Annotated in this window: 13 protein-coding genes and 3 tRNA genes; 7 read left to right on the top strand and 9 right to left on the bottom strand. The window is 62.8% G+C overall.

Features of this window, described 5'->3' with window-relative positions:
- From cyoB to OU419_RS04970, 5 genes are all read right to left on the bottom strand, one after another.
- Nucleotides 1-1,980, bottom strand: coding sequence for a cytochrome o ubiquinol oxidase subunit I (gene cyoB, locus OU419_RS04990; RefSeq protein WP_254471097.1), 1,980 nt, complete (start codon nt 1,978-1,980; stop codon nt 1-3).
- A gap of 6 nt (nt 1,981-1,986) precedes the next feature.
- Nucleotides 1,987-2,952 (bottom strand): ubiquinol oxidase subunit II, encoded by a 966-nt coding sequence (cyoA, locus tag OU419_RS04985; RefSeq protein ID WP_254471098.1) that lies wholly within the window; start codon nt 2,950-2,952, stop codon nt 1,987-1,989.
- Between the two features lie 943 nt (nt 2,953-3,895).
- Nucleotides 3,896-3,971: transfer RNA gene (locus tag OU419_RS04980), tRNA-Lys, on the bottom strand.
- A gap of 6 nt (nt 3,972-3,977) precedes the next feature.
- Nucleotides 3,978-4,054, bottom strand: a tRNA-Pro gene (locus OU419_RS04975).
- A 9-nt stretch (nt 4,055-4,063) separates the two neighbouring features.
- Nucleotides 4,064-4,139: transfer RNA gene (locus OU419_RS04970), tRNA-Asn, on the bottom strand.
- Between the two features lie 213 nt (nt 4,140-4,352).
- Between OU419_RS04970 and OU419_RS04965 the strand changes: the two genes are divergently transcribed.
- Together OU419_RS04965 and OU419_RS04960 are read left to right on the top strand one after the other, a co-directional pair.
- On the top strand, nt 4,353-6,665 hold the full coding sequence (locus OU419_RS04965) for a DUF1631 domain-containing protein (RefSeq protein WP_254471099.1): 2,313 nt from the start codon (nt 4,353-4,355) through the stop codon (nt 6,663-6,665).
- A 10-nt stretch (nt 6,666-6,675) separates the two neighbouring features.
- Nucleotides 6,676-7,029 (top strand): PilZ domain-containing protein, encoded by a 354-nt coding sequence (locus OU419_RS04960; RefSeq protein WP_254471100.1) that lies wholly within the window; start codon nt 6,676-6,678, stop codon nt 7,027-7,029.
- A 51-nt stretch (nt 7,030-7,080) separates the two neighbouring features.
- Here OU419_RS04960 and clpB read toward each other — a convergent pair whose 3' ends face one another.
- From clpB to rluD, 3 genes are all read right to left on the bottom strand, one after another.
- Nucleotides 7,081-9,645: an ATP-dependent chaperone ClpB gene (gene clpB / locus OU419_RS04955; RefSeq protein ID WP_254471101.1), complete on the bottom strand. Its 2,565-nt coding sequence runs from the start codon at nt 9,643-9,645 to the stop codon at nt 7,081-7,083.
- A gap of 231 nt (nt 9,646-9,876) precedes the next feature.
- Nucleotides 9,877-10,602 (bottom strand): peptidoglycan editing factor PgeF, encoded by a 726-nt coding sequence (gene pgeF, locus OU419_RS04950; RefSeq protein ID WP_254471102.1) that lies wholly within the window; start codon nt 10,600-10,602, stop codon nt 9,877-9,879.
- On the bottom strand, nt 10,599-11,558 hold the full coding sequence (gene rluD, locus OU419_RS04945; RefSeq protein ID WP_254471103.1) for a 23S rRNA pseudouridine(1911/1915/1917) synthase RluD: 960 nt from the start codon (nt 11,556-11,558) through the stop codon (nt 10,599-10,601). Before rluD ends, pgeF begins: the two co-directional genes overlap by 4 nt.
- Before the next feature lie 149 nt (nt 11,559-11,707).
- Between rluD and OU419_RS04940 the strand changes: the two genes are divergently transcribed.
- The 4 genes from OU419_RS04940 (at nt 11,708) to OU419_RS04925 (ending at nt 16,048) form a co-directional block, all read left to right on the top strand.
- Complete coding sequence (locus OU419_RS04940; RefSeq protein WP_254471104.1) at nt 11,708-12,733, top strand: outer membrane protein assembly factor BamD; 1,026 nt, start codon at nt 11,708-11,710, stop codon at nt 12,731-12,733.
- 146 nt (nt 12,734-12,879) lie between these two features.
- Nucleotides 12,880-13,116, top strand: a complete 237-nt coding sequence (locus OU419_RS04935; protein ID WP_254471105.1) for a PP0621 family protein — start codon at nt 12,880-12,882, stop codon at nt 13,114-13,116.
- On the top strand, nt 13,106-14,695 hold the full coding sequence (locus OU419_RS04930; protein ID WP_254471106.1) for a sensor histidine kinase: 1,590 nt from the start codon (nt 13,106-13,108) through the stop codon (nt 14,693-14,695). Before OU419_RS04935 ends, OU419_RS04930 begins: the two co-directional genes overlap by 11 nt.
- Nucleotides 14,696-14,710: 15 nt before the next feature.
- On the top strand, nt 14,711-16,048 hold the full coding sequence (locus tag OU419_RS04925; RefSeq protein WP_254471107.1) for a sigma-54-dependent transcriptional regulator: 1,338 nt from the start codon (nt 14,711-14,713) through the stop codon (nt 16,046-16,048).
- A 30-nt stretch (nt 16,049-16,078) separates the two neighbouring features.
- Here OU419_RS04925 and thiO read toward each other — a convergent pair whose 3' ends face one another.
- Nucleotides 16,079-17,188, bottom strand: coding sequence for a glycine oxidase ThiO (gene thiO, locus OU419_RS04920; RefSeq protein WP_254471108.1), 1,110 nt, complete (start codon nt 17,186-17,188; stop codon nt 16,079-16,081).
- A gap of 198 nt (nt 17,189-17,386) precedes the next feature.
- On the opposite strand from thiO, the gene OU419_RS04915 reads away from it, so the two are divergent.
- Complete coding sequence (locus tag OU419_RS04915; RefSeq protein ID WP_254471109.1) at nt 17,387-17,899, top strand: GspH/FimT family pseudopilin; 513 nt, start codon at nt 17,387-17,389, stop codon at nt 17,897-17,899.
- The last annotated feature ends 95 nt before the right edge of the window (nt 17,900-17,994 follow it).

Raw genomic sequence — 17,994 nt, 5'->3', positions numbered from 1 at the left:
TTATACCTGCGCAGTGGCGAGTTTCTGGAAGTTGGCGTTTTCGATGCGCTCGATTTCATCCGGCTGGACGTAGTAGTCCAGGTCGGTGACGTAGCTGCGCACGATGACCGAGGCGATCATGCCGACGAAGCCGACCCCCACCAGCCACCAGATGTGCCAGATGGCGGCGAAGCCGAAGATGAAGGCGAACAGCGCGATGGAGAAGCCAGCGGCGGTGTTCTTCGGCATATGGATCGGTGCATAGGCCGGCAGCTTGCGGTACGCGGTACCGGTCTGCTTCATGTCGTGGAACGCATCGATGTCGTTGACGTGCGGCAGCTCGGCGAAGTTGTAGTACGGCGGCGGCGAAGAAGTGGACCACTCAAGGGTACGACCGCCCCACGGATCGCCGGTCACATCGGCCAGTTGCTTGCGGTTCTTGATCGAGACGAACAGTTGGATCAGTTGGCAGGCGATGCCCAGGAAGATCAGCACGGCACCGAAGAAGGCCACCACCAGGTACGGCTTCCACATTGGGTTGTCGTAGTGGTTCAGGCGACGGGTCATGCCCATGAAGCCGAGGATGTACAGCGGCATGAAGGCCATGTAGAAGCCGACCAGCCAGCACCAGAAGGAACGCTTGCCCCACTTCTCGTCCAGGGTGAAGCCGAAGGCTTTCGGGAACCAGAAGACGAAGCCGGCCAGGTAGCCGAACACCGCACCACCGATGATGGTGTTATGGAAGTGGGCGATCAGGAACAGGCTGTTGTGCAGCAGGTAATCAGCGCCCGGGATGGCCAGCAGAACGCCGGTCATGCCACCGATGGTGAAGGTGACGATGAAGCCCAGGGTCCACAGGATCGGCGTGGTGAAGCGCAGGCGGCCACGGTAGATGGTGAACAGCCAGTTGAACAGCTTCACGCCGGTCGGGATGGAAATCAGCATGGTCGCAACGCCGAAGAAGCCGTTGACGTCTCCGCCCGAACCCATCGTGAAGAAGTGGTGCAGCCAAACGGTGAAGCCGAGGAAGGTAATCGCGGCGCTCGCCCACACCATCGAGGTGTAGCCGAACATACGCTTGCCGGCGAAGGTGGCGGTGACTTCGGAGAAGATACCGAACGCCGGCAGGATCAGGATGTACACCTCAGGATGGCCCCAGGCCCAGAAGAGGTTGATGTACATCATGGCGTTGCCGCCCAGCTCGTTAGTGAAGAAGTGCATGTCGAAGTAGCGGTCCAGCGACAGCAGGCCCAGCGCTGCGGTCAGGATCGGGAACGACGCAACGATCAGGATGTTGGCGAAGGTGCAGGTCCAGGTGAAGATCGGCATCTGCATCAGCTTCATGCCGGGGGTACGCATCTTGAACACGGTTACCAGGAAGTTGATACCCGTGAGCAAGGTACCCATCCCCGATATCTGTAGCGCCCAGATGTAGTAGTCCACCCCCACGCCGGGGCTGTAGGCCAGCTCGGACAGCGGCGGATAGGCGACCCAGCCGGTACGGGCGAATTCGCCCAGGCCCAGCGAGACGTTCACCAGCATTGCGCTGACGACCAGCAGCCAGAAGCTCAGCGAGTTCAGGAAGGGGAACGCCACGTCGCGCGCGCCGATCTGCAGCGGCACGGCCAGGTTCATCAGGCCGGTCATGAAGGGCATGGCCATGAAGATGATCATGATCACGCCGTGAGCGGTGAATATCTGGTCGTAGTGTTCCGGCGGCAGGTAGCCGTGGTTGGCGCCTTCAGCCAGCGCGAGCTGGCCGCGCATCATGATGGCGTCGGCGAAGCCGCGCAGAAGCATGATCAGGGCGACGATGATGTACATCACGCCGATCTTCTTGTGGTCGATGGAAGTCAGCCATTCGGTCCACAGATAGGTCCACTTGCGGTAATAGGTGATCGCGCCAACCACGCCGAGGCCCAGCAGGGCGACGACGGCCAGCGTGATGACGATGATCGGCTCGTGGTACGGCACGGCCGACAGTGTCAGTTTCCCGAACATCTGTGGTTACTCCTGGCTCGGATTCATTTGCATGCCCTGCATGCCTTGCATGTCGTGCATGTCGTGGCCCGCCATCGCGGCCTCTTCATGCCCGCCCTCGGCGTGCTCGGCCTTGGCCATCGCGTGGCCCGCGTGCTCCCACTTGGTGAGAACATGCGAGAACAGCTCGGGGCTGACGGTCGAGAAGTAGGTTGCCGGGACGTTTTCGGTCGGCTTCACCAGCTCGGGGTACTGATCCAGATTCAGGGTCTGCGGCGAGGCCTTGACCTTCGCGACCCAATCCTGGAAGCCCTGCTCGGAAGTGGAGATAGCCTTGAACTTCATGCCCGAGAAGCCGCCGCCGCTGTAGTTCGCGGAGATGCCGTCGAAGACGCCTTCTTCGTTGGCGATCAGGTGCAGCTTGGTCAGCATCCCGGCCATCGAGTAGATCTGGCTGCCCAGTTGCGGGATGAAGAAGGAGTTCATCACCGAATCCGAGGTGATCTGGAAGTTCACCGGGGTGTCTTTCGGGAAGGCGATTTCGTTGACGGTGGCGATGCCCTGTTCCGGATAGATGAACAGCCACTTCCAATCCAGCGAGATAGCCTGGATGGTCACCGGCTTGACCTCGGAGTCCAGCGGACGATACGGGTCGAGCTTGTGGGTGCTTTCCCAGGTGATCCAGCCGAGCACGGCGATGATCAGGCAGGGAACCAGCCACACCACCAGCTCGATCCTGGTCGAGTGAGACCAGTCGGGCATGTAGGTAGCCTTGGTGTTCGACGCCCGGTATTTCCAGGCAAAACCAAGAGTCATGAGAATGACCGGCACCACCACGATCAGCATCAGCAGGGTTGCCGTGATGATCAGGGACTTCTCGTCGGCGCCGACCTGCCCCTTCGGGTCGAACAACGCCATATTGCAACCACCGAGCATCAGCATCGGCAGCCACGCAAGTCTCTTCAAAATTCCTGTGTACTGCTCTTTTTTCATCTTGCGGCCTTAGTGGATGAAAATCGCTTCACCGCCCATGAGCCTTCGCCACGCATCGCTCGACGACTCGCTACCCGCGACTGTTCCAGGTCGCCTGCCAGGGCTGTCATGGATTCACGAATGCGGTCGCAGGAATTCCAGGCAAAGGGAGACCGCCCGGTCTTCGCGATGCGAAACCGATTTCGTCAGCTGATTCGTTCCGTGTTATTCAGCGTGTGGTGTCTGGACTGGCGGCTCAATGGAGCGCGCGCGTCGCACACCGGATGCACGAGGGGATTGCCCGCCTCGTCGTATGACAGGAGCCCACCGATGGCAGTCCCCTGTTGTTATGCCGCTGCACCGAAGGGTGAACACTGGCAATGATCTGCATCAGTGCGACTCAGCGATTTTGGGGTAAGAAATGGGCGGCAGATATTACAAAGCATTTCAGAAATGCCTGACAAGGCCCTGCCGTTTCATTTTTAACAAGATATTTTCTCGATGCAGGAAACAGTCGCCGCGCAAAGCGCTCAAAAAACGACCAATTCCCCTATTTCACACAAGGACTTGCGGGAGCGCATCGGCTCGCCTCTCGCCTATCGCAGAACTGTGTCAAATGCGTGAACGGCGCGGGTTTCGGAGTGGGATCAGAGGGCGGGCGAGAAGACGTTTCATAGCAGGCAATTAGCCTGCCATGACGCCGATCAAGAGCTGCTCAAAAACGCTCGAAAGCACCCTGCGCAACCTGCGACAGATCGACGCATCTTGGCTTTTGCAAGAAACGATATGGTTCAAATTGTGACGAACGTGCCTGCTCGGCCAAGGCCGCAGGGCACGAAAAAGAACGGGAAGGATGGGAGAAAAAGCCCCGGAACCCAGGAGATCCCAGCAAGCAGGAAAAGAAAAAGCCCGCCACCTCAACGAGGCCAGCGGGCTTTTTCTTAGCTCCCGAAGGAGCCGAATATGGTGGGTCGTGTAGGATTCGAACCTACGACCAATTGGTTAAAAGCCAACTGCTCTACCGACTGAGCTAACGACCCAGATTTTGGTCGGGGTAGAGAGATTCGAACTCCCGACATCCTGCTCCCAAAGCAGGCGCGCTACCGGACTGCGCTATACCCCGCTTGGAAGTTGGCTCCGCGACCTGGACTCGAACCAGGGACCCAATGATTAACAGTCATTTGCTCTACCGACTGAGCTATCGCGGAACGACGAGCCTTCCAATCTCCTCTACAAGTTCCAGCGTTGCTGGTTTCCCGTATCAGAGGCGCGCCATTTTACGGATACGGATTCACCTGTCAACCCTCTGATCCAAAAAGTTTTTCTCTGCTTTGCAGAGGAAGTGTCCGATTGCTATATGTGCTTAAAAAACACGAGTGATCTCCGCGGGTGTAACGGAGTGATCACGGACAGGATCGCCCATGAGCACCAAGGACACGCCCCCCTCCTCCCCGATCGCCAGCCGCATGATCCAGCCGCGTTTTGGCGAGCTGGTACAGACATGCCGCCAACTGGCGATGAACCACTTGGCCGAATTGCTCGGCAACGTCTTTTCCCAGGTGGACGACACACTCTTCGAGTGCGCCGAGAAAGCCGAGAACAACCAGGTGCAGGCGCTGTTCTTCGACGCCATGCGGGAGGTTCGCCGCGAGCGCCCCACGCTCGAGCGCACCTATCATCAGCGCATCGCCCAGGGCCTGAGCGATTTCCTCGAAGGCAAGTTGCCAACCGGCGAGCCCTTCGACGAGATGGACGTGGATCAGCTCACGCTGATCGGCAATGACGAATATGAAGAGACGCTGCTGATCACCAATATGGTGAATCAGGTGAAAGCGCATTGCGCCCAGCCACTGTTCGCCCTGGACCAGCGCCTGGCACTGCTCAACAACGGCAGCAAGATCGGCGAGGACCGCAACCCCTTCGGCCCGCAGGCCATCGCCCAGGCCTATCGCGAAACGCTGGCGCAAAGCGCCTTTGCGTTGCGCATCAAGACCATCCTTTATGTACTGTTCGATCAGCACGTCATGCAGCACCTGGCGCCGCTCTATGAACAGCTCAACCAGCGCCTGGCTGACGCCGGCATCCTGCCAAATCTGAAGTTTCGCCCGCAGCAGAGCCCCAGCCGGCCGGCTCCGCCAGCGGCGGCACGGCAGACGGCTCCCGAGGCGCCTGCCGCCGTCGCACCGGAGTCACCTTCGCCCGCAGCACCGCCAAAGAGCGCCAGCGAGCTGCCGGACATGCCACCCGCTGACCGTAACGCGCTGTTCGGCGGGCTGGCGGTGCTGCTGGCCGAGCATCGGCGACGTGGCGACAAGGCAACGCTGTTCGGCAACAGCCACAGCATCGTCAGCTTCGGGCCGCCCGCCGCGACCGCCACCACCACCTACAGCGCCAATGAACTGCTCGAAGCGCTCAACCGTCTGCAGCGCGAATCGGCTCGGGAACTTGCCCAACGCCTGCGCCAACCGCAGCCGGTCGAAGCATTGAAGGCCGATCTGCAGCGCCAACTGGAAGCGGGCAGCGCACAACCCGGCAACACCCGGCTGACCGACCAGGAAGCCGACGTTATCGACCTGGTGGGCATGGTCTTCGACTTCATCCTTGACGACGACAACCTGCCGGATAGCTGCAAGACCACCCTTTCCCACCTGCACACGCCCTATCTGAAGGTCGCGCTGCAGGACAAACAACTCTTCACACAGCACCACCATCCGGCACGCAAGCTGCTCAATGCGATGGCCCAGGCGGGCGTGCTTTATGGCGGCGAAGGAGAGGAACGCAGCCTACTCGCGAAGATGCACTGGGTCGTCGAACGCGTGATCCAGGACTTCGTCGGCGACCTCGGCCTGTTCGATGCGCTGCTTGGTGAATTCAACGAATATGTCGCCAACCTGCGACAGAAGGTCGAACTGCGCGAGCGTCGGGCGATGGAGGCTGCTCGTGGCCGCGACCGCCTGCTGGCCGCCCGCGAGCACGCCCTGGAAGCCATCGCCAAGGTGACCAGGGACCGCGACCTGCCGCAACTGGTGCGCAACTTCCTGGAACTGAGCTGGTGTGATGCACTGACGTTCATCGCGCTGCGCAACGGCGAACACAGCGACGAATGGAAGCGCGCCTGCGAGGTTGGCGAACGACTGGCGTGGAGCGTTACCCCGCTCGACGCCGCTGGGCGCGAGCACTTACAGGCGCTGCGCCTCGGCCTGCTGGACGAACTGCGCAAAGGCCTGGAAGTGCTCGGCGGTTATCACGAGGACGGTATTCGCCGCCTGTTGCAGGACCTGGTCGCCTGTCAGCATGCGATCCAGGCCAAGCAGCCACAGGTCGCGGCCCAGCTCAAGCAGGAGCTGCCGGAAAGCCCGCTGGGCGCCATGCTGGGCGCCGAGGGCCACACGCTCGACCGCACCGCTGGCAACGCCCTGTCCGAGCGTGCACGCAGCCTGGTCAAGGAGCTGGGACAAGTGGAGTTCGGCACCTGGTTCGAGTTCCACGATGCCACACCGCCGCGCCGGCTCAAGCTGTCGTGGTTCAGCCCGACTACTCGAAACTACATGTTCGTCGACCACACTGGGCAACGGGTGGCCGTCAAACCGATAGTGCAGTTGGCTAGGGAAATGGAGACCGGCAAGGTTCGTCTGGTTCCCACGGAACACGCCGCCCCGCTGATGGATCGCGCACTGAATGCGATCTACCGGGTCCTGCAACGCTTTACCGGGCGCAGCCCGGCACAGAATTGAGGAGCAGTCGATGAGTGAACGTCGCCAGCACAGCCGGCATCAGACCGGGCTGACCGTGGAAGTCTTCGACCGCCACACCGGGCGCAGCCTGGGCCGCCTCGCGGACCTCTCCAGCGAGGGCTTCATGCTCTGCGGCGTGGATGTCCCCGCCGTCGATTCAGTGTGGGACTGCCAACTGGTACCCCTGCCACCGCTCGACGAAGTCGGCGAAATCCACCTGGGTGCGGACTGCCTGTGGAGCCGCGGCGGTACCGACGGCCAACTGGGCTGGGCGGGCTTCCACATCATTGACCTGGCGGAAGACCAGGCCCAGGCGCTGGAGCAGTTGCTCGGCTACCTTGAAGAGTCCCGCGCCGGGCACTGAGCCGGACATGAAAAAGCCCCGCGTTGCGGGGCTTTTTCATGTCGCTTGGAGTCAGGAGAAGACAATCTCGTCGTTTTCCACCTTGGCATGAATCTTCGCGCCAGGCAGGAACTTGCCGGCAAGAATCAACTGCGCCAGCGGGTTCTCGATCCAGCGCTGGATCGCACGCTTGAGCGGCCGCGCACCATACACCGGGTCGAAACCGACGGCGATCAGCTTGTCCATCGCCTCGTCGCTCAGCTCCAGAGTCAGCTCGCGCTCCGCCAGACGCTTGCGCAGGCGGCCCATCTGGATCTGCGCGATGCCGGCGATCTGCTCGCGAGCCAGCGGCTCGAACACCACGACTTCGTCGATCCGGTTGATGAACTCCGGACGGAAGTGCGCGTTCACGGCGTCCATCACCGCTGCGCGCTGCGCCTCACGATCGCCGACCAGCTCCTGAATCTGCGTCGAGCCGAGGTTGGAGGTCATCACGATCACCGTGTTGCGGAAGTCCACGGTACGGCCGTGGCTGTCGGTCAGACGGCCATCTTCCAGCACCTGCAGCAGCACGTTGAAGACATCCGGGTGTGCCTTCTCCACCTCATCCATCAGTACGACGGAATACGGCTTGCGACGCACTGCCTCGGTCAGATAGCCGCCCTCTTCATAGCCTACATAGCCCGGAGGAGCGCCAATCAGGCGGGCGACGGAGTGCTTCTCCATGAACTCCGACATGTCGATACGCACCAGCGCTTCCTCGGTGTCGAAGAGGAACTCGGCCAGCGCCTTGCACAGCTCGGTCTTGCCCACCCCGGTCGGGCCGAGGAAGAGGAAGGAGCCGCTCGGACGATTCGGGTCAGCAAGCCCCGCACGGGAACGACGCACCGCGTTGGCCACGGCCACTACCGCCTCATTCTGGCCGATGACGCGTTTATGCAGCTCGTCTTCCATACGCAACAGCTTTTCGCGCTCGCCTTCGAGCATCTTGGATACCGGAATGCCGGTCCACTTGGACACGACCTCGGCGATCTCCTCGTCCGTCACCTTGTTGCGCAGCAACTGGTTCTCGGTCTTGCCATGCTGGTCGACCATCTGCAGGCTGCGCTCCAGGTCCGGAATGGTCTGGTACTGGATGCGCGCCATCGTTTCCAGGTCGCCCTTGCGTCGGGCTGCTTCCATTTCCTGCTTGGCCTGCTCGATCTTCTGCTGGATCTGCGCGGAACCCTGAACCTCGGCCTTTTCCGACTTCCAGATTTCCTCAAGATCGGCGTATTCGCGTTCGAGCTTGTCGATATCCTCTTCCAGCTTGGCGAGACGCTTCTTGGTGGCCTCGTCGTCTTCTTTCTTCAGCGCCTCGCGCTCGATCTTCAACTGGATCAGGCGGCGATCCAGGCGGTCCAGCTCTTCCGGCTTGGAGTCGATTTCCATGCGGATGCGGCTGGCCGCTTCGTCGATCAGGTCGATGGCCTTGTCCGGCAACTGACGATCGGTGATGTAGCGGTGGCTGAGCTTGGCCGCGGCGATGATCGCACCGTCGGTGATAGTCACGCCGTGGTGAACCTCGTAGCGCTCTTTCAGGCCACGCAGAATGGCGATGGTATCCTCCTCGCTCGGCTCGTCCACCAGCACCTTCTGGAAGCGGCGCTCAAGCGCAGCGTCCTTCTCGATGTACTGGCGATACTCGTCCAGCGTGGTGGCGCCTACGCAGTGCAACTCGCCACGGGCCAGGGCCGGCTTGAGCATGTTGCCGGCGTCCATCGCCCCTTCGGCCTTGCCCGCGCCGACCATTGTGTGCAGCTCGTCGATGAACAGGATGACCCGGCCTTCCTGCTTGGACAGTTCGTTCAGAACCGCCTTCAGACGCTCTTCGAACTCTCCGCGGAACTTGGCGCCGGCGATCAGTGCGCCCATGTCCAGCGCCAGCAGGCGCTTGTCCTTCAGGCCATCGGGTACTTCACCGTTGACGATGCGCTGGGCCAGCCCTTCGACGATGGCGGTCTTGCCCACGCCAGGTTCGCCGATCAGTACCGGGTTGTTCTTGGTCCGGCGCTGCAGAACCTGGATGGTCCGGCGGATTTCATCGTCACGGCCGATCACCGGGTCGAGCTTGCCGTCTTCGGCGCGCTTGGTCATGTCGACGGTGTACTTGTCCAGAGCCTGGCGGGATTCCTCGGCATTAGGATCGTTCACCGCCTCGCCGCCCCGCAGGTTGGCCACTGCGTTCTCCAGAGCCTTCTTGGAAACTCCCTGGCTACCCAGGAGCTTGCCGAGCCTGGTGCTATCGTCCATCGCGGCCAGCAGCACCAGCTCACTGGAAATGAACTGGTCGCCCTTCTGCTGGGCCAGGCGGTCGGCCTGGTTGAGCAGGCGCGCCAGATCCTGCGACAGGTTCACATCGCCAGTGGGGTTCTGGATCTTCGGCAGCGTATCCAGTTCTTTGTTGAGCGCGCTACGCAGCGCCGGAATGTCGAAGCCGACCTGCATCAGCAGAGGCTTGATGGAACCGCCCTGCTGCTCCAGCAGGGCGGAAATCAGGTGCACCGGCTCGATGGCCGGGTGGTCATGTCCAACGGCCAGGGATTGGGCGTCGGAGAGGGCAAGTTGCAGCTTGCTGGTCAAACGGTCGATTCGCATGAGGGTCGTCCTTCCTTCTGATAGCGGGCCGGAGCGATGAGTACTCCTGGTCACGACTAACCCGCCGGGATGCCAGATAGATAAGGCCAATTTTGGTCGGTTCAAGCCATTTGGCCATGACACCGATCAGTTCGTGCCGTTACGGTCAGCCCGAAATCCACGCGCGAGCCATTCTCATGGCTGCCACTGGCCGGGCGCGGAGGGACCTGCGAAGGAGGTTAGCGAGAAAATTCAGATCAGCCAGACGAGACTGGCCAGGCGGCCGGTGCGCGGGCTGCGGCGGTAGGAATAAAAGCGCTCGCTATCGGTGACGGTGCACAGGCCGCCGCCATAGACCGCATCCACGCCCTTGGCGGCCAGACGGATACGGGCCAGCCGGTAGATGTCGGCCATGAAACGACCCGGCCGCTGGCTCGCAACGAAAGCGTCGGCAGCCTGCGGGTGCTGGGCGACGAACGCCTCGCGCACTTCCGGACCGACTTCGAATGCCTGTGGGCCGATGGCAGGGCCCAGCCAGACCAGCAGCTCGCCCGGATCGACATCCAGGGCCTCGACGGTTGCCTCCAGCACGCCATCGGCAAGCCCGCGCCAGCCGGCATGGGCAGCGGCGACCCGGGTGCCGGCGCGGTCGCAGAACAGTACAGGCAGGCAGTCAGCGGTCATTACAGTACAGGCGACGCCCGGCGTGGAGCTCCAACTGGCGTCAGCCTCGACGACCCGAGACGGATCGGCCCGGGCCACCTCGACACCATGCACCTGGTTCAGCCAGGCCGGCCGGCATGCCAGCCCGGCGGTCAGGCGACGACGGTTCTCCGCCACTGCGGCTGGGTCATCCCCAACGTGATCGCCCAGATTGAAGTTGTCGAACGGTTCTGCGCTGACACCCCCCGCACGCGTGGTTACGCAGGCCCTGACATTCTCGGGAGCCGGCCAATCGGGCGTCAGCCAGGGGGTCATACGAAGGACTCGCTGTCCTGTCGCAACAGGCTCAGCAGCCAGGTGAAATCATCCGGCAACGGCGACTCCCACTTCATCCGCACGCCGGTGGCCGGGTGGTCCAGCTCCAGGAAGCGCGCATGCAGGGCCTGACGCGGAAAGTCGCGCAGGGATTCGATCAGTGTCGGGCTCGCCCCCGGCGGAATACGGAAGCGTCCGCCGTAGGTGGGGTCGCCTACCAGCGGATGACCAATATGCGTCATGTGGACACGGATCTGGTGGGTCCGGCCGGTTTCCAGCTTCACGCGGGTATGAGTGTGGGCGCGGAAGCGCTCCAGCACACGGTAGTGACTGACGGCGACCTTGCCCGCGTCGACCACCGCCATCTTCTGCCGCTGCACGCCGTGGCGGCCAATTGGCGCATCGACGGTACCGCCGGAGACGATCACGCCGATGACAATCGCTTCATATATACGGCTGACCGTGCGCGCCTGGAGCTGCGCAACCAGGTTGGTGTGCGCCTCCAGGGTCTTGGCTACCACCATCAGGCCGGTGGTGTCCTTGTCCAGACGATGGACGATGCCCGCACGCGGGACATTGGCCAGGTGCGGCACATGGTGCAGCAGCGCGTTGAGCATCGTGCCATCCTGGTGGCCAGCGGCCGGATGCACCACCAGGCCGGACGGCTTATCGATGATCAGGATGTGGTCGTCTTCGTAGATGATGTCCAGCTCGATGTCCTGAGCCTTCCACTCCCCCTGGGCCTCCAGTTCGACTTCCAGCTCAAGGCGCGAGCCGGCATGAACGATGTCGCGGGGACGCAGCACGGATCCGTCGACCTTGAGGCGACCGTCCTTGATCCAGTTGGCGAGGCGCGAACGGGAGTGATCGGAGAAGAGCTGGGCGGCGACCTGGTCGAGACGCTGACCACCGAGGTCGAACGGCACTTCTGCCGCGAGTTGAATGATATCGGACATGGCGGGGCACGAAGGGCGCGCGGCCTTTTGGTTCGGCTACGCGCTGTGGTTAAATACGGGGCCTTTGTCCCAGGGGTATCCCTCTGGGGCGCCAATCATAACAGACGGTTGCGGCCGCGACAGCCGACCGTCCAGGGACGCAAGCCGCCATGCAAGTGAAACACCTGCTGCTGATCGCCACCCTCGCCTTCGTCACCGCCTGCTCATCCAAGGGCGACAAGGTGGATGAGAACCTGAGCGAAAGCCAGCTGTACCAGCAGGCACAGGACGATCTGACCAACAAGAGCTACACCAACGCCGTGGCCAAGCTGAAGGCGCTGGAGTCCCGTTATCCGTTCGGTCGCTATGCTGAGCAGGCGCAGCTCGAACTGATCTACGCCAACTACAAGAACATGGAGCCCGAGGCCGCGCGTTCCGCCGCCGAGCGCTTCATCCGCCTGCACCCGCAGCACCCCAACGTCGACTACGCCTACTACCTCAAAGGCCTGGCCTCCTTCGACCAGGACCGGGGCCTGCTGGCGCGTTTCCTGCCGCTGGACATGACCAAGCGTGACCCGGGTGCCGCCCGCGACTCCTTCAACGAGTTCGCGCAACTGGTCAGCCGCTTCCCGAACAGCCGCTACGCCCCCGACGCCAAGGCGCGCATGATCTACCTGCGCAACCTGCTGGCTGCCTACGAAGTGCACGTTGGCCATTACTACCTCAAGCGCCAGGCCTATGTCGCAGCCGCCAACCGTGGCCGCTACGTGGTCGAGAACTTCCAGGAGACCCCTGCGGTCGGCGACGGCCTGGCAATCATGGTCGAGGCCTACCGCCGCCTGGGCCTGAACGACCTGGCCGATACCAGCCTGGAAACCCTGAAGCTCAACTACCCGGACAACGCGAGCCTGAAGGACGGTGAGTTCGTGCCGCGCGAAAGCGAGGCAGACAACCGCTCTTGGCTGGCCAAGGCCACCCTGGGCCTGATCGAGACCAGCGACGCTCCGCCGCATATGGAAACCCAGGCGAGCAAGGACGTCATCCGGCAGTACGAAGACGCCGAGCAACAGATTCCGGCAGAGCTCAAGCCTGAGAACCAGAGCGACGTGCAGGAAGAAGAACACGAGGCCGAGGGCAACAGCGGCAGCAGCAACCGTTCCTGGTTCAGCTACATGACCTTCGGCATCTTCGACTGATCACCCGACTCGGTGGCAAAGGGAGGCTTCGGCCTCCCTTTTTCGTTGTCGATAGTCCCCAGGGCAGCGCAACTCGCGGATAAGCTCACTGTCCGCAAGCGTATGCCTTGGATAAACTGCTGCCTTCTACGAGACAAGGGAATCCCATGAGCCGTCTGCTGTTCTGGATCGCATTGTTCGTCCTGGCCTGGTGGTTATGGCGCAGGGCCACCCGCCCCTCCCGCCCCACCCCGCAAGAGCCCCGCGAGGAAGAGACCGTGCCGATGGTGCGCTGCGCCCAGTGCGGCGTGCACGTCCCGCGCAGCAACGCTCTGCAGGACGAACAGAACTGGTACTGCAGCCGCGCCCATCTCGAGCAGGACCGCACAGACCGTGGGCGCTGACGGCATCTCGCTGACAGGGCAGGGGCTACGCGTTCTCCGCCTGTACCATCTGTATCGCCTGACCATCGGCCTGGTGCTGGTACTGCTGATTTCCAGCAACCTCGACGACCACGTCCTGAATCTTTCCCACCCCGACCTGTTCCACGTCGGCTGCTGGGCCTACCTGGTGATCAACATCCTGATCGCCGTACTGATGCCCGCTCCTCGGCAATTGATGCCGCTATTCGTCCTGGCGGCCCTCGACATCATCATGCTCAGCGGGCTGTTCTATGCCGCCGGAGGCATCCCCAGCGGTATCGGCAACCTGATGGTGATCGCGGTCGCCATCGCCAACATTCTCTTGCGCGGGCGAATCGGATTGCTGATCGCCGCGCTCGCCGCAATCGGTCTGATCTACCTGACTTTCTATATCAGCCTGAGCCAGGCCACCGCCCTGAACCACTACGTACAGGCCGGCGGGCTGGGTGCCCTGTGCTTCGCCTCGGCCCTGCTGATCCAGGCCCTGGCGCGCCGCCAGCAGGTCATCGAGAACCTCGCGGAGCAACGCGCCAATACCGTGGCCAACCTCGAAGAACTCAATGCCCTGATCCTCCAGCGCATGCGCACCGGCATCCTGGTGCTGGATGACCAGCAGCGCGTGCTGCTGGCCAACCAGAGCGCCACAACCCTGCTTGGCAGCGGAGAACTCACCGGCCGGCCACTGGTGGAACACAACCCGACACTCCTCACCAGCCTGCAGCAGTGGCAGCAGAACCCCGCCCTGCGACCGCCGAGCCTGCAACCGAACGACACCGGGCCGAGCGTCCAGCCCAGCTTCATCCCGCTGCGCCGCGGCCATGAGCAGCACATACTGATGTTCCTCGAAGACATCTCGCAGATCGCCCAGCAGGCGCAGCAGCTCAAGCTCGCGGCCCTCGGCCGACTGACCGCCGGCATCGCCCACGAAATCCGCAACCCGCTGGGTGCCATCAGCCACGCGGCACAACTGTTACTGGAGTCCGAGAGCCTCGATGCGCCGGATCGCCGCCTCACGCAGATCATCCAGGACCAGTCGCGACGGATGAACCTGGTTATCGAGAACGTCCTGCAATTGTCGCGCCGCCGCCAGTCTGAGCCTCAGTTGCTCGACCTGAAGTACTGGCTGCACCGTTTCAGCGGCGAACTGCGCCAGGGCATGCGCGAAGGCCAGCAGATCCATGTGGAAACCGGTTCAGGTACCGTGCAGACACGCATGGACCCTCACCAATTGACACAGGTGCTGACCAACCTGGTTCAGAATGGGTTACGGTACAGCGCCAAGAAGAATGGCGTCGGTCAGGTCTGGCTGCGGCTGTTCCGCGATAGCGAGACCGATCTGCCTGTCCTGGAAGTGCTGGATGACGGCCCAGGCATCGCGGCGGAACAGCGGGGGAAGCTGTTCGAGCCGTTCTTCACCACAGAAAGCAAGGGCACGGGCCTGGGGCTGTATATCTCCCGGGAGCTGTGTGAAAGCAACCAGGCGCGCCTGGACTACAAAACGCGTGACGAGGGCGGCAGTTGCTTCCGCATCACCTTCGCCCATCCACGCAAACAAAGCTAAGAACACGCGAAGAGCATGAGTCGTCAAAAAGCCCTTATCGTCGATGACGAACCCGATATCCGCGAGCTGCTGGAGATCACCCTCGGCCGCATGAAGCTGGATACCCGCAGCGCCCGCAACGTCAAGGAAGCACGCGAATTCCTGGCCCGCGAGCCGTTCGACTTCTGCCTCACCGACATGCGCCTGCCCGACGGCACCGGCCTCGACCTGGTGCAATACATCCAGCAGCGCCACCCACAGACGCCAGTGGCGATGATCACCGCGTTCGGCAGCCTGGACACCGCCGTACAGGCACTCAAGGCCGGCGCCTTCGACTTCCTTACCAAACCGGTCGACCTCGGCCGCCTGCGCGAGCTGGTCGGCACCGCGCTGCGCCTGCGCTTCCCGGACGCCGAGGAAGCACCAGTGGACAACCGCCTGCTCGGCGACTCCCCGCCCATGCGCCTGATGCGCAACCAGATCGCCAAGCTGGCACGCAGCCAGGCGCCGGTGTACATCAGCGGCGAATCCGGCAGCGGCAAGGAGCTGGTGGCGCGCCTGATCCACGAACAGGGCCCACGCGCAGACTTGGCCTTCGTTCCCGTCAACTGCGGGGCAATTCCGTCGGAGCTGATGGAAAGCGAGTTCTTCGGCCACAAGAAGGGCAGCTTCACTGGCGCCGTCGAAGACAAGCAGGGCCTGTTCCAGGCGGCCAATGGCGGCACGCTGTTCCTCGACGAAGTCGCCGACCTCCCGCTTCCCATGCAGGTCAAGCTGCTGCGGGCGATCCAGGAAAAGGCCGTCCGCGCTGTTGGCGGCCAGCAGGAAGCCTCGGTGGACGTGCGCATTCTCTGCGCCACCCACAAGGACCTCGCGGCGGAAGTCGCCGCTGGCCGCTTCCGCCAGGACCTGTACTACCGGCTGAACGTCATCGAGCTGCGTGTGCCGCCGCTGCGCGAGCGCCGCGAAGACATTCCGCTGCTCACAGAGCGCGTGCTCAAGCGACTGGCCAGCGACGCCGGCCTGCCCGCCGCGACCGTCGCTCCCGAGGCCCTGGAGAAGCTCAAGAACTACCGCTTCCCCGGCAATGTGCGCGAGCTGGAGAACATGCTCGAGCGCGCCTACACGCTGTGCGAGAACGACCTGATCCAGCCGCACGACCTGCGCCTGGCCGAGGCCACCGGCGGCGACGCGGGCAGCTCGACCAGCCTGTCGCAGATCGACAATCTGGAAGACTATCTGGAAGACATCGAGCGCAAACTGATCATGCAGGCCCTTGAGGAAACCCGCTGGAACCGCACGGCGGCCGCACAGCGCCTGGGTCTGACCTTCCGCTCGATGCGCTACCGGCTGAAGAAGCTGGGCATCGATTGATGCCCGGTCTCCCGCGCAGGAAGTCCTTCCTCAACTCAGTGGCGTAGCCACCAGCCGCCCTTCGGGCGCATAGGGGCGCGGATCGATGATCGTTTTCCCGCCCTGCATCAGGTCGGCAAGCAATTGGCAGGAAGCCGGCGCCAGCACCAACCCATTGCGATAGTGCCCGGTGTTCAGCCACAGCCCACGGAACCCCGGAACTTCACCGATGAAGGGAATGCCCTCTGGAGACCCCGGGCGCAGGCCCGCCCAGTGCTGGACCGGCTCCAGTCCGGCCAGCTCCGGGATCAGCTCTTGCGCCGATGCGCGCAGGCTTGCCAGCGCCTCAGAGGATGGCGTCTTGTCGAAACCAGTGTGCTCCAGCGTACTGCCGACCAGGATGTGCCCATCGCGGCGCGGAATCGCGTACCGGCCCTTGGCCAGCACCATGCTGGGAAGAAAATCGGCAGCGCAACGGTAGAGGATCATCTGCCCCTTTACCGGCGCCACGGGCAACTCCAGGCCAAGCGATGCCAGCAGTTCGCCGCTCCATGCCCCAGCAGCCAGCACGACCCGTCCGGCACGGAACTCGCCGGCACCGGTGCGCACGCCAGCGACGCGCTCGCCCTCGCTCAAGAACGACTGCACCTGCACCTGCTCGCAGACCTGCACATTGGGCAGACGCACCAGCGCCTCGCGCAGGGACTTGGCGAGGCGCGGGTTGCGCACATTCGCCACGCCGGGCATATACACCGCGCGCTGGAAGCTACGCCCCAGCACTGGCACCGCGTCGTATAGCGCGTCGATGTCGACCGCCTGCAGCGGCCGCTGGTTGGCCGCAGCCCAGGCCAGAGCCCGCTCCTGGTCGTCAAGGTCCAGCCAGTACAGACCGGTGACATGCACTTCGGGATCCAGTCCGGTATCCGCCAGAAGGCGCTCACCGAGGCTGGGATAGAAATCCTGCGACCAGTGCGCCAGGTTGGCGACGGCATCGCTGTAGCGCCACGGATAGAGTGGCGAGACGATACCTCCGCCCGCCCAGGAAGCTTCGCGCCCGGTCTCGCCGCGCTCCAGCAGCACCACTTCGGCACTCGCCTGCCCCAGAGTCCAGGCCGTCAGCAGACCTACGACCCCGCCACCCACCACTATCACGTCCGGCATACAACGCCCCGTATCACTTGAGAAATTCGAAGGGAAAACGCCAATCGCGCACTATACCGGCCAACGGAGTAGCAGGGGTGACGGGCGACAACGACTCGAGGCAGAGAATTTACCTACAACCACATCAGTATCGGCTGCCAGCGGGCGCCCGCCGGATATCGATACTCCCAGGTACGAACAACGAACCAGGGAGAGGTCATGTTCAAGTCCAACGGTTTCAGCCTTTTCGAACTCCTCGTCACCATCGCTATCCTTGCCATCGCCCTCGCATTCGCGATGCCCGGCTTCAACCACCTGATTGAAGAACAACGCCTGCGCAACGCGACCAGGGAACTGCGCAACGCACTGGATCAAACCCGCGAAACGGCTGTGCTCAAAGGTCAGTCGATCAGCATCGTCACGCACGCTGGCGATTGGGCGCAGGGCTGGGATCTGTTCATCGACAGTAACCACAACGGCATCCGTGAATCGCCCGAGCGGCTGCTTTCGACCCACGAAGCGCTAGCGCACATTCGTATCCTGCCCGATGCAACCTCACGCAACTTCGTCCTCTATACGCCCCGCGGCCAGAGTATTCAGGCGAGCGGGGCCTTCCATTCCGGCCATTTCGTGCTGTGCACGAGCGGTAACCTGGCAGCGCGCATCGTGATCAACAGGGCCGGGCGGATTCGTCAGGAGTCCAGCGCAGACTCATCGCTCTGCCTACGCTGACCCCTTTCACACTCTCATAGCGACCCGTTTCACAGATACCCCGGTCACATGACCGGACATCGCACTATCGGGAACGGTCATCCGTACAAAAAGGA

This window comes from Pseudomonas triclosanedens, from assembly GCF_026686735.1.
Taxonomy (GTDB): Bacteria; Pseudomonadota; Gammaproteobacteria; order Pseudomonadales; family Pseudomonadaceae; genus Pseudomonas; species Pseudomonas triclosanedens.
The sequence above is the reverse complement of the archived record's forward strand: the minus strand, read 5'-3'. Positions and strand labels throughout refer to the sequence as shown.

What these genes read in the sequence shown, in the direction of transcription:
- OU419_RS04915 (WP_254471109.1), top strand. Translation starts at nt 17,387, where the DNA reads ATGTTCAAGTCCAACGGTTTCAGCCTTTTCGAACTCCTCGTCACCATC.
- thiO (WP_254471108.1), bottom strand. Translation starts at nt 17,188, where the DNA reads ATGCCGGACGTGATAGTGGTGGGTGGCGGGGTCGTAGGTCTGCTGACG.
- OU419_RS04965 (WP_254471099.1), top strand. Translation starts at nt 4,353, where the DNA reads ATGAGCACCAAGGACACGCCCCCCTCCTCCCCGATCGCCAGCCGCATG.
- clpB (WP_254471101.1), bottom strand. Translation starts at nt 9,645, where the DNA reads ATGCGAATCGACCGTTTGACCAGCAAGCTGCAACTTGCCCTCTCCGAC.
- pgeF (WP_254471102.1), bottom strand. Translation starts at nt 10,602, where the DNA reads ATGACCCCCTGGCTGACGCCCGATTGGCCGGCTCCCGAGAATGTCAGG.
- rluD (WP_254471103.1), bottom strand. Translation starts at nt 11,558, where the DNA reads ATGTCCGATATCATTCAACTCGCGGCAGAAGTGCCGTTCGACCTCGGT.
- OU419_RS04940 (WP_254471104.1), top strand. Translation starts at nt 11,708, where the DNA reads ATGCAAGTGAAACACCTGCTGCTGATCGCCACCCTCGCCTTCGTCACC.
- cyoA (WP_254471098.1), bottom strand. Translation starts at nt 2,952, where the DNA reads ATGAAAAAAGAGCAGTACACAGGAATTTTGAAGAGACTTGCGTGGCTG.
- OU419_RS04935 (WP_254471105.1), top strand. Translation starts at nt 12,880, where the DNA reads ATGAGCCGTCTGCTGTTCTGGATCGCATTGTTCGTCCTGGCCTGGTGG.
- OU419_RS04960 (WP_254471100.1), top strand. Translation starts at nt 6,676, where the DNA reads ATGAGTGAACGTCGCCAGCACAGCCGGCATCAGACCGGGCTGACCGTG.
- cyoB (WP_254471097.1), bottom strand. Translation starts at nt 1,980, where the DNA reads ATGTTCGGGAAACTGACACTGTCGGCCGTGCCGTACCACGAGCCGATC.
- OU419_RS04925 (WP_254471107.1), top strand. Translation starts at nt 14,711, where the DNA reads ATGAGTCGTCAAAAAGCCCTTATCGTCGATGACGAACCCGATATCCGC.